A 13,938-nucleotide genomic window follows, 5' to 3' on the forward strand; every position below is an offset into this window, starting at 1 on the left:
CGTCTGGTCAAATTTAGGCAAACCAAAATGGGAGACGCTGCGTAGCTTCGAGACCTCCGGTTTCGCGAACATGAATCGCGAAGAGTACCTTATTTACTGCAATCTTCCCCTCGTTTTGAGTTGCCGAGCATGATCGCTGGCTTGACTGATGCCTTTTCGTCCGTGTCTCTGGGCCGGGGACAATCGATTTCACTAGTGGATTCGCTGTCGACCGGTTCGTTGGACTCGTTCTTGATCCTTGGCCAGATGGGCAAATGGATGCCCACGTTTGCGACGCCGATTTGGGTGTTGTCGGTCGGCCTGCTGCTCGGTGTGGTCGGAGTGGCCGTGATTTACGGCGTGTTATCGCTGCTGTCGCTGGTCCCAGCCCTGGGGACGATCGCGGATCGCCCGCGTCAGGGCGTGACGTTATCGTTGATCGCGGGAGCGATTTTCTCGGCGACCCTGTGCGTGATCTACCTGCCCCAAGGCGGTGACAACCGCCAATTGCTGTTATTGCCTCTGATCACGATCGGGATGGGGCTCGGATTCGGGCTGATCTACGGGATGTGGCACCGCACCCGCAACGAATGGTTTTCGATGTTGAGCGAAGGCGTGATGCCCTATCTGCTCGGCACCGCGGGCGTCTTCGTCTTGCTCGGCATGGCAATGACCCCATTCGTGGAAGACCCACGTGGGATTCTCGAAAGCATCCCATCGGTGAACGTCATGAGTGACGGCACGCAAGTGGAGGTCGCCACGATCCAACCGGCATCCTCGGACGAGCCGGAGTTTTTCCCTGCGGGCATCGACTACAACTTCCGCAACGTCGCCGAACTGACGATCCAAAGTGACAAGAAAGTGTTTTTGGCGGATTCGGCCGACCCGGCCGCATTCAGCCGTTCGCCGGTCGAGTTGAACCCAGGCAGCAGCGAGGCGATCAAGTATCGCTACCAAGACCGCGAACAGCCACCGATCCCCGGTGATCCGGGCAAATTGCACGTTTACAACCAAGAAATCGACCCTGCCCGTGTGGTGTTCACGTTCAAGAACCTGCCGCAAGTTCCGCAGGCGTCGTCGATCGTGTTTATCGCAATCATCTTCTTTTTGACGATGACGGCGTTGATGGCGACACGGCAAGCGGCCCCGCGGGTTTGGGCGCTGGCGCTGTCGACGGCGAAAAACGAAATGGCTCAGCCGCTGTATCTGCTGCTGTTGGCGATGGGCATCTTTGGCGTGTTGTTGTTCGGGATCTTCCCCTTCAACACGCTCGGTGACGACATCCGTTTGCTCAAAGACAGCGGCGTGACCTTGATCATGATCATGGGGATGTTGTTGGCGGTCTGGAGTGCGGGCACATCGGTCAGTGAAGAGATCGAAGGTCGGACCGCGTTGACGGTGTTGAGCAAACCGGTCAGTCGTCGTTCGTTCATCTTGGGCAAGTACGCAGGCATCATGCTGAGCGTGCTTGTGTTGTTCGTGATCCTATCGGCTGTGTTGTTGGTGGTGCTCAGTTACAAACCGATTTATGACGCCCGCGAGACGAGCGAGAAACTGCCCGTGTGGCAGGTCGGCCACGAGGAAATCATGACGACGTTGCCGGTTCTTGGCTTGTATTTCATGGAAACGATGGCGATCGGCGGAGTCGCGGTGGCGTTGGCGACTCGGTTGCCATTGTTGGCGAACTTCATCACCTGCTTCTCGATCTACGTGATCGGCAACCTCACGAGTCCGTTGGTGGCGTCTGCGAAGGAGAATACTGAGCTCGTCGGCTTTGTCGGGAAATTGATCGCGGTCGTGGTTCCGAACTTGAATTCGTTCAACGTGCAGGCCGCGATGGACTCGGGGAGTGCCGTGCCGTTGATCTATCTGGCGGGGGTCTTTAACTACTTAGTGGTGTTTGTGATCGCGGTTTGGATGTTGGCGATGTTGTTGTTTGAAGATCGCGATTTGGCTTAGCGATTGTGGGCTGTTGTGATTAGCCCAAAAATTTGGTGTAAACTCGGTTCACAGGCAGGTCCCCTGCGAGTGCCCATTCCACGATGAGGATCATGAGGCTGGTGAACGTGAATCGATTTGCAACTTTGGCTCAACCCCGCCGCGAAGTGACTTCCTCTGGATCAATGTTTCATTGGTTCTGGGCGATCATTGCTGGTTTTTCCGTGCCCGCATTGATCGTCATTTTTGGGATGGTCGCTGCGCTGATCGAGTATGGTGAATTGCCCCGACCGTACGCCAGTTTCGCCCGGGCAATGGGCGATCAATACGCAGTCGAGCTTGGCACGTATCTGAATATCCCGGTACCGAGCGTGTTTGCGTCGCAGGCGCCGTTTGCCCAGTTGTCGGAATTGGTGATCGTTGCGATTGCGATTTCTGCGATGTTCTGTTTCGCCGTTTGGATGAATCGCCGGTCTTCGGATCGCCGGACTCGTGAAGTGGTCAAAATGTTGCACCAGCGTCTGTTGCAGCAAAGTCTGCGACGAGCCGAAAGCGAAGGGGCTGCGGCCCAGCGGTCACGGGCGAGGCAACTGATCAGCACCGATCTGCCCGAACTCGGGAAGGGGCTTTCGTTGTGGTACCGCGTGATCCCGCGCAGCGTGTTGATGTTGCTCGGTTGTGTCGTGTTGGCATTGTTGGTGAACGTGTGGCTGGCGATTCTTGCGGTGATCAGCGGTGCGGGGTTGTGGCGATTGTATTCGTGGATGCGGAGCCCGGATTGGTTGCAGTTGTCACGATTTGAAATTCCAAAAATCCGCGAACGATTGGTGTCCCTAATCGGTGACGCGCCGATGATGGCGCGATTACAGGCCGGCGGATTGGCTGATCATGCTTTCCAGGCGGAACTTGATGCGTTGGATCGCTGGGTGGCCGGTGACGACTCGCGTCGCGGGCGTTTGTGGCCGGTGTTGATGTTTGCCGGCAGTATCGCGATCGCGTTGTTGGTGATGGGATTAGGGGCGAACATCCTGCACGGCGAACAAGGGCTGAGCCTGCCCGCGTCCTTGGTGCTCGGTTTGGCGCTCACGGCGTCGGCGTTTTCCGCGGCCCGACTGAGCGAATTGGCCCGACAGTTACGCCGCAGTTCCCGGGCCTGTGAGTCGGTCTATTTGTATCTGCAACGTGGCGATGACGTTGCCCCGAGCGAGCGGCTCGTGGGGTTGGCCGGTTTGCGAGAATCCGTTGACCTGCGGGACGTGTCCCTACACGATGCCGGTGGGAAACCGATCTTGCGAGATTTGAGTTTGTCACTGCGGCCGAAATCGCTTGTCGCGTTGTTGGGCACCGATGACGTTTCGACGTTGTCGCTGACGGAGCTTTTGATGGGCTTTGGTCGCCCACAACGCGGGATTGTTGAGATCGATGGGATTTCGCTACGAGACGTGCATCCCCAGGCGCTCGCAAAACAAGTGATGTGGATCGCTCCCGATGGACCGTTATGGGAAGGAACGATCACTGAGAATTTGATGGCCGGGCTGAGCAAATCGGTCGACAAACGGGACATGGTTAACGTACTCGAGGAGCTCGGTATCTACGAGCAGATCACGCGTCTGAGTGATGGGCTCGACACGATGGTTGGCCCCGTGACCGATTTGCGTGAAGGGCGTTCGAGCGACGGATTGTCGATGAATTCGCGATACATGCTCGGCCTCGCGCGGGCCCTGCTGCATCGTCCGCCGATCGTGTTGGCGAAAGAGCCGCCTGCCCCGACCGAGCAATTGTCGAACGATCCCTGTTTGAAAGCGTTAAAGACGCTGGCTTCCTCCGGGGCTCTGGTCTTGGTGCTGCCGCACCGGTTACAAACACTCCGCCAGTGTGATCGGGTGGTCTTGCTCAACGGTGCCAATCTGGTGGGTGAGGGTTGCCATGCCGAGTTGCTGAATTCCAGCGACCTCTACCGGCATTTGAATTATCTCTTGTTCAATCCCTACCGTCATCGTAGTGGCAGCTGACGCAGCTGTTCTTTTACCCGCCTCCTAACCTCATCGATTGAATACACTTTGACGGATTCGGACATGGACGACGAACCGCAGTCGCCTGATACGTTGTTTCACACTGCCGTCGGCGTGGAAGGTGGGTTAGGGGTGTTGGCCCTCGTGCTGGGGTACGTCTTGGGACCCGATGCGAGAGAACTCGTGCCTTCGCTGGAACAACTGCCAGCACTCCTTGGTGGTGTCGGGTTAGGGATTTTGGCGACGTTCCCGCTGTTGCTTTTGATGGCGGTGATTCGCCGGATCAAGCATCCGGCGGTCGAGCAGCTCGATCAGTTGAGTGAGCATCCGATGATCGAGATGATGCTGAAGCTCGGGCCGGTCGAACTGTTAGTGATCAGTCTCTGTGCCGGTGTCGGTGAGGAGCTGTTGTTCCGCGGTTGGTTGATGCCGGCTCTGGCAAATGTGTTCCATGGAGAAACCGTCAGCCTGCTGTCGGGAGATCCGTCAATCGTGCGTCCATGGTGGGCCTTTGGCGGCTGGACATCTGAGATCGCGAGCCAGGGGGGCAGTGGTTTGTTGGCTAGTAGCGGGCCGGCCGTGAGTGAGTCGGCGATGGTTTCCTGGTCGGGGTTGACCCAGTGGTGGTCGGAATCGGTCGGATGGGAAATGACCGTCGCCTGGATCCTCTCATCGATTTCGTTCGGGTTTGTTCATCCGATCAGCAAGCTGTACATCGCCGTGACGGGGCTAATGGGGCTGTATTTCGGAGTGCTTTTGATTCTGACTGGGAACCTGATGATTCCCATTATCGCTCACGCCCTGTACGACGCGATTCAGTTGTGGAGTGCGTCGGCGGAAGAGGCGTCGAAGTCGGCAAAGTCGACGTAGAGCGACTCAGCGGTTGGTGCCGTGGTCGGAACGATCGCAAACACCGATGCACGACCGGGAGCCAGAGTTCCGTAGCGGTCGTCTTGCCGTAACGCCCTGGCTCCGCCAAGTGTTGCCATTTTGAGCACGTCGGCTGGCGACAAGTCTTGCCGATGTTGCAGCAGCCAACGGACCTCACGCCAAAGTTGCAGGTCCGGATTGCTGGCTCTGGAATCGGTGCCTAGCGCCACGTTCACCCCCGCGGCCATCAGTTCGGCGACGGGGTGTCGGTCATGTGCAAAGAACGCGTGTGTTCGCGGGCAGTAAACAACGTTGAGTGTCGGATGTTCAGCGATGAGACCGATTTCAAGTGGACGCAAGTCGTTGCCGTGAACCAACAACGCCGACGGTGCTACGGCGAGTCGCTCGATTAAGTGTCGAATCGGTTCGGGGTGCCGCCATGGAAACAGGGCCGACAGATCAAATCCGAGGGACGCAAGGTTGTCTGCGAACGGGCCGCTGCCCTGTTGCAAGAGTTCTCGTTCGGCGGGAGATTCCGCGACGTGCATGGCAACCGGATGGTTGGTGCGGATCGCTAGATCAAGGCAACGGTCGATCAGGCTTAGCGGAGTCGAGTACGGAGCGTGGGGGCTGATGCCTGCGAGGGATCGATGCGACTCGAGATGGGAAACGCACGCGTGGAATTTTTCGTTCGCGCGTGTTTGCGTCAAACCGAGGACTTCGGCAAAGGAAATGATTTTCGTCGATGCAAGTTCGGCCGTGTGGGGATCGATACCGGGCCACGGCGTCGATGCGATTTCACCGATCAGGCCGGTGCCTCCCCGTTGAGCTTCCAGAGCACCTTGGGTGATGTTCGCACGGGGCGACGGGCGGTCGGTATCATCGTCGAGAGTCGCGTTCTGACGGGCGTGTACGACCTCGACGATCCATTCGGCGAGTTCCATCCCCGGGCGACCGATGGGGCCGGGGAGGTCGCTGAACTCAAGATGCGTGTGGGCGTTGACGAGGGCCGGTAGGATGGCGACGTCGCCTAGGTCTTTGACCGAGCCACCCGGCGCGGGATTGCTGGCCGTGATCTGACCGGTCTGAACAATCCGGCCGTCCGCGACGGACACAAAACCATTTTCGATCGGGGGTCCATCGATGGGGATGATCCACCGAGCACGCAGTGTGAAATCGCCGTGGATCAGAGGACGCTCCGTAGCCGGTTCTGCGGGGGTGCTTGATAGTGCGAGATGAGCCGGAACGGCAGTCCGGAGTCAGTGCTTGCTTCCCAGTACCGTCAATATGTCGTGCTAGGAAGCAAAGGGCCGAAGGTCTCAACAAACCTTCGGCCACGCAGACGTATTGAGTGAGATCCGTCGTGAGCAACCAGTGCTTCGTCTAGCCTGAACTTGGGAGTTGCCTGAACCGGAAGGCTCACGGCTTGCCGCTAAAAGACGCAGCGGAACGGCGCAAGCCGTTCGGTCTCACGCCCATATTCAATACTGATAACGCAATTAGCTCGTTGCCGGATGACTGGCACCAACCGAAGGGCTGATACGGCCTGGCTCGAAGACTTTGTCAGGATCCATTTGGTAGGCGTCTTCCATCGCGTGTGGGTCGTCGTCGAGGTGCTCTTCGTGCTCGTGGACAGCCATCGAGGAGATGAACAGCACGGTCAGGAACGTGAAGATAAACGCTTGCAGGCAGCAGACGAAAAGTTCGAGCAGCGTCAGGCCGGTGCCGACAAGCACAACCGGAAGGCTAACCGCGTAGGCGGTTCCATCACCAGCGGCACGAGCAGCGAAAATCAGGCCCACGAAAGCCGCGAGGACCAAGTGACCGGCCATCATCGTGCCGAAAAGTCGCATTGCCAACACAAAGCACTTGATCAACAAGCTGAGTACTTCGAGAACGTAGAGCAATAACGCAATCGGGAGCATGGCGATGCCGCCGTCCCAGCCGATCGGGTTGAAGTGATTGAGGAAGTCCTTGACGCTGGTTTCGCGGATGCCGATGTACACGATCGCGAACAGCGACGTGATCGCGAGGACGCCGGTCAGGGCCAAGTTGCCCGTGGCACTGCCGCCCCAGTGCGAATAGTGCGGGTCGCCTGTCAACATTTGCAACATATAACCGAACGGAATCACGCCCAGGATGTTGGCAAAGAGGATGAAGAAAAACACCGTCCAGATGTAGTAGATGTACTTGTCCGTCAGGCCACGCAGGTTGGGATAGGCGACCTCATCACGAATGAAGGCACAGATCGTTTCAAAGAGCTGCGAAATCCGTCCGCGGGTCTGGTAACGGCCGAGCCCCTCGCCGTGGTAGATGCTGATTTTCCGCGAGCAAAGCACACCCGCGATGATCAGGCACAGAGCGACGAACGCGGACATCATCAAGTGATTCGTGATGAAAAACTCGTAGTATCCGTCGCGGATTCCCAAAGCCGGGCTGTTCATTTCCGCACCTCCCACTGGAATTTTCAACAGCGGCGAATGGTGCAGTGCGTGTGGGATCGCGTGGTCGGTCGGGTCGTGTCCGGCGGCAAGAAAATAGAACATGGAATGTTGAAAAGGCGGAGGTGAACCGGAAATGCGGGAAAGAGGTTGCGACAGTCGGGTGGGCAACTTCGAAATCAGGATCGGGGTGAGTGCTTTGCCTAGCTTAAACTTGACGGTTGCTGGAATCGGAGGGATCGCGCCGTTCCGCTAAAAAGCATAGCGGAACGGCGCGAGCCGCCCGGTCCCACCCCAAGTTTTCATGCTGACAAAGTTCTAGCTCGGCGTCGGAATGCGGATCTCGCGAGATAGCGTAATCACTTCAGTCATCAGGAGAACCAAGTGCCATGCTAACACCCAAATACCGATCCTCGTTGGTGATGCGTCCATGTAATAACTGCTGGATAAAAACAAAGCAACGGTGCCAGCGATGCGAATCATCATTCCGATCAGAAAAGCGTGTCCGAGCCGCTCGATCGCGAGCGCCCGAGGAGACAACGGCTGCGGAGGAGCATCGTCGTCCTGAATTTCGTCGTTCTCGTTGGATTTTTCGTCCAGACGTTCCCGCTCCGGTCCTTTTTGGGGCTCTAGTGGCGTTCCGGTGTCCTTAACAGGTTGTTTAGTGGTTGCTAATGCGTTGGTGTTGGGTTCAGGTGCCTCCGGTTCCGGCTCAGAGGGCTCCGGTGGCGGGATGATGATCGACCACCCCGGCATGATCGATCCGAACGCGATCATACCGCTGAGCACGGCGATCATCACCATATCGGCCGTTGAGAGCACCTGCGGGGCCTCGTTGTCCGCGATCGGAACGACCGACCGCTCGTACAGAATTGATCCGCATGCGACAATCAGCCACACCCCCGCGACGACGTAGAGGACTCTTCGATACGGTCGATAGGGGTAGGTGTCCATAAGAGGTCAGTGTTCTGGGCAAAGGAGACGGCCCCGGCTTAGAAGTCCGGGGCGAGCTGGCGCGGGAGGTGCCCCCGGCGTTGCCAAAACCCTAACCTGCAAGTGTCGGAACGAAAACGCCGTTCAAAATTTCCAACTCAGTTCGGGACCCGTTCGAACAACGGAATTCGCTTGGATCAACAACTCCCCACATCGCTCTCGGAACGTTGCCAGTGGTGCCTCGCACCTGAACAAACAAATCACGCCCCCGGTGAGTTTGTTTTGTACTGGATGCACAACGCGTTGCGCGCTCACGAGAATCCCGCACTCGATGTCGCCGAGGCACTCGCTCGTCAAAACGGTTTGCCGCTGTTGATCTATCACGGGCTGTCCGAAAAATACCCGTATGCTTCGGATCGTCATCACGCATTCATTTTGCAGGGTGCCCGCGACGTCCAGCGGGAAATGGCTGCAGCCGGTTACGCGTATGTCTTTCATCTTGAGCGAGCGGGGCATCGCGGTGCCCACCTACGAGACCTCGCCCGCCTAGCCGCTGTGGTGGTGACCGAAGCGATGCCGGTTGCTCCATTGGTGCAGTGGACCGAGAGACTTCGATGCATCACGAAGACTCCAATCGTCAGTGTCGACACAACTTGCTTGGTTCCTCTTTCGGTCGTCGCCGATTTAGCGAAAAAACGCCACTCGAAAAAGAATGCAGCTGTCGATCTTGGCGACGACCTGTCTGAGTTCGATTTGGAACAAATCGAGCCCTGGGTCTGCAGGGCGTTTCGCTATCGAGATTTGACCGCGGCGAGTTACGACGAACGCGTCGCCCGTCCCTATGATCTGTCGCAGGCCATGCAGGACGATCATGTCGATGCGAGCGAATTGCCGGAGCCTTACGTGGGACCTTTGGGCTTTGAGCCATTGGATTTGCAAGACGCCTGTTTGGCGCGGTTGATCGGTCAGTGCAAGATCGACCACACGATCGCACCGGTACCAGATTCGCCGGGTGGTTCGCGAGCCGGGTATGCGCGTTGGGAGGCGTTTCAAGAAAACGGATTACACGCCTACGATCAACGTCGCAACGATTCCGCCGACCCACTCGGTGGCAGCCGTTTGAGTGCGTATCTTCACTACGGGATGATCAGCCCGTTTCGAATCGCTCGCGAAGCGTTCGCGGCGTCGGGGAATACCGAGGCTGACGGTGAGAATGAACCGGCGATCGAGGCGGCGATACAGCGGATCGAAAATCCAGCGGTCAAAAAATTCCTTGATGAGTTTTTGATCTGGCGTGAAATGTCGTTTCACTTTTGCGAGCTTCACACCGAAACCCTCGACACGCTCGATGCCTGTCCCGACTGGGCGAGTGAATCGCTTCGCAAGCACGCCGATGACGAACGCGAGCAAACGCACGACTGGGAAACCCTCGCGCGCGGCAAGACACAGCAGACGTTGTGGGATGCGGCGCAGCGGAGTTTGTTGCGGCATGGCGAACTGCATAACAATCTTCGCATGACTTGGGGCAAGGCATTCTTGCCGATGACGAAATGTCCGGAACAAGCGTTGTGCTCCGTAGTGGATCTGAACCATCGTTATGCACTCGATGGTCGCAGCCCCGCGAGCTATGGCGGCATCCTGTGGTGTTTTGGTCAGTTTGATCGTCCATTCGCCCCGGAGTCTCCGGTGTTCGGTGTGGTACGTACGCGTTCGGTGGCTGAACACGAAAATCGACTGGATGTGAAACGTTTTTCGGATCGCTGCGATCGGCCGATCGCAGCGACGTTGCCGCGCGTCGCAGTCATCGGGGCCGGCATCGGAGGCTTGATGGCCGCGAGAACATTGGCAGACCATGGCCTGGATGTCCGCGTCTTTGACAAATCGCGTGGCGTCGGTGGTCGGATGGCGACGCGTCGCGGTGACGGCATTCCCTCGTTCGATCATGGTGCGCAGTACTTCACGGTCCGCGATGATCGGTTCGCTCGCTACGTCAGGAGCTGGATCGCGAGCGGAAAGGCGGCGTCATGGATGGGACGGATCGTTGAGCTGCGTCCCGGTGGCGAGATCGTTGCTGAAAAACGGTCGCAGCCGCGATTCGTTGGTTTGCCCGCGATGAATTCGATCGCCAAGCATCTGGCCAGCGACCTCGATGTCACGCTCGGTTGCCGTGTTGCACAACTCGTTCGCGAGGCCGATGCGTGGGACATTCTCGACGAGAGCGGAGAATCACGTGGGCAATTCGATCTTGTTGTCACGAACTGTCCACCGCAGCAATCGGCGCCCCTGCTGCAAGGACACACAGAGCTTGCGGACGTGATCGCGGGGGTTGAGATGGTTCCTTGTTGGACCTTAATGATTCATTGTGACGGATTAGACGATTTGCCATTCGCCGGTGCATTCGTCAACGAGGGGCCGCTGCGTTGGATCGCCCGCAATGACGCCAAACCGGGACGGGCCAAGTCGACTCCCGGACATGCATCGAGCTGGGTCTTGCACGCGTCAGAGGTTTGGTCAGCGGAGAATCTCGAAGCCGATGCGGAATGGGTTCGCGATCAGATGATCCACGCGTTCGAGTTGATGCTCGGCCGCAAATTGGGGCAAGTTCATCACGCGGTCACCCATCGTTGGCGATATGCCAACACACGCGAAGCGTTACCCCAAAACTGTCTGTGGGATCCGTCGGCGATGCTCGGTGCGTGCGGCGATTGGTGCGGCGGGCCACGAGTCGAAGGGGCCTTTTTGAGTGGGGCGGCGATCGCCGGAGCGATTCTTCGTCGGTTTACCGTCGATCGTCCCGCAGCGGACAGCCATGGGACGATCGCACAGCAATGCATGCAGTGATGCGGCTGGCTTAGGTTTCGTCTTCAGCCAGCACGTCGCTGAGTTTTTCCGCTGGACGCAATTCGTACGTTTGGCCGTTGATCTCAAGCGACACCCGCCGAGAGGTGACGCCGGTGACCTTACCGCGGACCGATCCGATTTCGAATTCGTCGCCGATCTTGAGTTTCAACGTCTTGCCCCGCGTCCGCACGTTCATCCACGCGGTCCAATCGTCACGGCCTTGAACGAGCGCGGTCAGGAAGGTTTGCGTGGCGTCATCAAACCCAGGGGGTGGCGTTTGCGGTGCCGGGGGCGGTGGTGGCGACCGCATTTTGACGACCATCGTTTGGGTCGTCTGGCGACGTGGGTACCCGTTGTCGGTAGCAATCACTTGCAGTTCGAACTGGTCGATCATCGCTGTTTTGGTGTCACCATCGTCGTCGGATCCGTCTTCGGTGTTCTCCCGCGGAGGAGTGACGATCAGCCGTTCCGAATCGGTGTCCCATTCAACCCATTCCGGGAAATAGCCTTCGACGCGAACGCTGACGGAATCGTTCTCGGGGTCGACAAACGGAAACGTGACCGAGTTTTTCTCGCCCCGGAAGGCAACGATTTGTTCTTCGCCACGATACTGGGGCGGCTGGTTTGGCGGCTGGAACAGGTTGCGGTTCAAGATGACGTCACGTGAGTCGGCAAGCGAACGAGTGATTCGCCATGACGGAGTTTGCGATGGTGGCGGTGGCGACGCGTCTGCGATTGACATTGAGATGGCGTCTAGTGTGAGCAAGACGTTGAGTGTCTCGGCGTTCTCGTTCGTCTTGGCATCGGCGCGGCGGACTCCTTGGCGGACCGGTGCAAATTGCAGTTCGCGGATCCGATGCAGTTGGTCGCGAGATTGAATCGCATAAACCAAATCGACGAGCCCTTTCAGATTGGTCTTGCCTGAGACGCGAAAGCCAAACTTCGTGTAAAGATCGCCCACGGGAGAGTCCCCGACCGGATCGACGATGGCATCGGCGATGCCGAGCCGACCAACGGTTTCGAGCAACCAGGACTGGTAAGAACTCTTGGCGACTTCGGTGTCACTCGACAGCGATCGGATTTTGTACTCGCCGAGTTGCCGTTCGGCTTCGGCTCCCGCGAGCCATTGGGCTTGCAGGTTTTCGGTTTCGTTGGCCAACGAATTCAGGCGGTTTTGGCGGAATCGTATCGCGGAGCGGTATTGGTTAAACGCCCACTGGAATCCGATGACCACAAACAGACCGCCGATCGCGATCGACAAATAGCGTTCACGCTGAGTCATTAGGTGGCCTCCGATGCATTGGGAGTCGCCGTTTCGGAATCGGCTGCGGTTTCATCGGTGGTGTCGACGTTCTTTGCACCGGCGTTCTGTTGTTGCAAAGCTTGCATGCGTTCATATCGTTTTTGACGAACCGTCGCGGGCGCGACGGCAATGGTTTCGGTCATTTGCCAACGATAGGCATCGTCGGTTGCTAGTTGGGTGACTTTGTCACCGGTGACTTGGTGCGATTCGTCTCGCAGAGCGGTTTCGAACGCGTCGATCACTTCTGGCGATGTGACGAGGCCGGTAACGACAATACGCCCGCCGCCGCCACGTGAGTTGGAGATCGCAGAGACTTCTTTGACGATCAATTCATCAGCCGCTGGCATGGAGCCCGCCAAACGCTCGAATTCGTCGAGCCAGTTCACATCACCGTCGAGAAATTGGTCGATCAGTTCCGTCTTGTCGATCATCTTGTCTGAGGACTTCGTCTTTTGCTTCAGTTCGGCGTTGACGGCGGTTTGTTGTTCGATTTGTTCGTCGAGCCGTGCCAAGTTGCCCCACAACATCCACACGATCGTCATCGCGAGTGCGAGCGGGATGCCGACCATGGCGGCAACCTTCCGCTTGTCCGTTTTGACCTCGATCGTGCGGCGTGGGTTGAGAAAGTCGATCAGCTCATTGGCGTTGCCGGCGTCGGCTACGAGCAATCCGACGAGCGGTGCCAGTCGACCAACCATGGAACCGGTTGACGTGCGAATGCTGTCGTCGGCGCCGACCAGTTCGAGCGGGTCGATCAGGCGAGTTTCGCAGGGAGCGTCCTGTTGTTGGCTGATCCGTTCGGCCAACAGTTTGATCTCTTCGCCGTGTCGATCTTCGGTACCCCACATGACCACGTTGCAGGGCGAGCCGACGGCACCACAGGCGATCAAGCTGCGGCGAATTTCTCCGGCGAGCGAATTCGTTCGGGCATGTGAGACTGGGGCCGAGGAGGCGGGATGGGCGGGCAACCGAACGGATCGGACGAAGGCGATTTCGCCTCCGCGAAGCAAGACGATTTCTGCCTCATCGGCGACGAGGTCGATCAAGGCGATCGTCGGTTGCGATTCGATATCCGTCGCGGGAGCCGGTCGCGCAACTTTCATCCGGTACAACGCCGCGGCCGCGATCGGTCGCAAGGCCACGCGGTGGAGAGTCCAGCCGGCCGTTTCGATCGTTTTTTGGATTGGGGTTAGCTGAGTGGGTCCGGTCGCCGCTACGATTGCCTTGATGCCGTCGGTGTCGACGTGCGTGGTGATGTAATCGATCGCGGCGCTGTCACCTGCCGATGCGAATTGCCGGATCGCTTGGAATCGCACCATATCGGGCAATTCATCCAACGGCACCGGTGGGAATTCCATCTGGCGAAGTTCGGCGCGATCACGTCCGACGGCAACCAAGCATTCGCCTTTTTCGAGCGAGTGGTCTTTGATCAGATCTTGAAGTGCGGTGGTCAGATCCCGGTCGCCGATCGGCACGACCGCTGCGGCGCGCAATCGCACCTGGCGGCCGGACTGGTCGGCGGCCACCATTCGGATCTGTTCGTCATCCCAATCGAGAGCAATTCGAGGCATAAAGTTACGGCTGAGTGCTAAAAGTTCATCGGCGGGGCATTCGCCCCGTG

At 58.1% G+C, this 13,938-nt stretch carries 9 protein-coding genes; 4 read left to right on the top strand and 5 right to left on the bottom strand.

Annotation, left to right across the window (positions count from 1 at the left end; genetic code table 11):
• Positions 1 to 129 precede the first annotated feature (129 nt).
• The 3 genes from NB063_RS13760 (at position 130) to NB063_RS13770 (ending at position 4,799) form a co-directional block, all read left to right on the top strand.
• Positions 130 to 1,938, top strand: coding sequence for an ABC transporter permease (locus NB063_RS13760; RefSeq protein WP_407652626.1), 1,809 nt, complete (start codon positions 130 to 132; stop codon positions 1,936 to 1,938).
• A gap of 107 nt (positions 1,939 to 2,045) precedes the next feature.
• Complete coding sequence (locus tag NB063_RS13765; RefSeq protein WP_250929311.1) at positions 2,046 to 3,929, top strand: ATP-binding cassette domain-containing protein; 1,884 nt, start codon at positions 2,046 to 2,048, stop codon at positions 3,927 to 3,929.
• Positions 3,930 to 3,992: 63 nt separating this feature from the next.
• Positions 3,993 to 4,799: a CPBP family intramembrane glutamic endopeptidase gene (locus NB063_RS13770; protein WP_250929312.1), complete on the top strand. Its 807-nt coding sequence runs from the start codon at positions 3,993 to 3,995 to the stop codon at positions 4,797 to 4,799.
• Here NB063_RS13770 and NB063_RS13775 read toward each other — a convergent pair.
• The 3 genes from NB063_RS13775 to NB063_RS13785 form a co-directional block, all read right to left on the bottom strand.
• Positions 4,745 to 5,914 (bottom strand): amidohydrolase family protein, encoded by a 1,170-nt coding sequence (locus tag NB063_RS13775; protein WP_250929313.1) that lies wholly within the window; start codon positions 5,912 to 5,914, stop codon positions 4,745 to 4,747. The genes NB063_RS13770 and NB063_RS13775 overlap by 55 nt on opposite strands.
• A gap of 384 nt (positions 5,915 to 6,298) precedes the next feature.
• Entirely contained in the window at positions 6,299 to 7,345 is a 1,047-nt protein-coding gene (gene atpB / locus NB063_RS13780) for a F0F1 ATP synthase subunit A (RefSeq protein WP_250929314.1), read from the bottom strand.
• Positions 7,346 to 7,558: 213 nt separating this feature from the next.
• The gene (locus tag NB063_RS13785) at positions 7,559 to 8,194 is read right to left on the bottom strand and encodes a hypothetical protein (protein WP_250929315.1); all 636 of its coding nucleotides are present in this window, start codon (positions 8,192 to 8,194) and stop codon (positions 7,559 to 7,561) included.
• A 171-nt stretch (positions 8,195 to 8,365) separates the two neighbouring features.
• Between NB063_RS13785 and NB063_RS13790 the strand changes: the two genes are divergently transcribed.
• Positions 8,366 to 11,014 carry an FAD-dependent oxidoreductase gene (locus tag NB063_RS13790; RefSeq protein WP_250929316.1) on the top strand — a complete coding sequence of 883 codons (2,649 nt, stop codon included), beginning with the start codon at positions 8,366 to 8,368 and terminating at the stop codon, positions 11,012 to 11,014.
• A gap of 10 nt (positions 11,015 to 11,024) precedes the next feature.
• On the opposite strand, the gene NB063_RS13795 is transcribed toward NB063_RS13790, so the two are convergent.
• Together NB063_RS13795 and NB063_RS13800 are read right to left on the bottom strand one after the other, a co-directional pair.
• Positions 11,025 to 12,296 carry a hypothetical protein gene (locus NB063_RS13795; protein WP_250929317.1) on the bottom strand — a complete coding sequence of 424 codons (1,272 nt, stop codon included), beginning with the start codon at positions 12,294 to 12,296 and terminating at the stop codon, positions 11,025 to 11,027.
• Complete coding sequence (locus NB063_RS13800; protein WP_250929318.1) at positions 12,296 to 13,888, bottom strand: type IV pilus biogenesis protein PilM; 1,593 nt, start codon at positions 13,886 to 13,888, stop codon at positions 12,296 to 12,298. The genes NB063_RS13795 and NB063_RS13800 overlap by 1 nt, the downstream gene beginning before the upstream one ends.
• Between the last annotated feature and the right edge of the window lie 50 nt (positions 13,889 to 13,938).

Source organism: Aporhodopirellula aestuarii, assembly GCF_023701485.1.
GTDB lineage: Bacteria > Planctomycetota > Planctomycetia > Pirellulales > Pirellulaceae > Rhodopirellula > Rhodopirellula aestuarii.

Excerpts from the sequence above, each read along its gene's own strand:
- NB063_RS13785 (WP_250929315.1), bottom strand. The coding sequence starts at position 8,194 with ATGGACACCTACCCCTATCGACCGTATCGAAGAGTCCTCTACGTCGTC.
- NB063_RS13770 (WP_250929312.1), top strand. The coding sequence starts at position 3,993 with ATGGACGACGAACCGCAGTCGCCTGATACGTTGTTTCACACTGCCGTC.
- NB063_RS13800 (WP_250929318.1), bottom strand. The coding sequence starts at position 13,888 with ATGCCTCGAATTGCTCTCGATTGGGATGACGAACAGATCCGAATGGTG.
- NB063_RS13795 (WP_250929317.1), bottom strand. The coding sequence starts at position 12,296 with ATGACTCAGCGTGAACGCTATTTGTCGATCGCGATCGGCGGTCTGTTT.
- atpB (WP_250929314.1), bottom strand. The coding sequence starts at position 7,345 with ATGTTCTATTTTCTTGCCGCCGGACACGACCCGACCGACCACGCGATC.
- NB063_RS13760 (WP_407652626.1), top strand. The coding sequence starts at position 130 with ATGATCGCTGGCTTGACTGATGCCTTTTCGTCCGTGTCTCTGGGCCGG.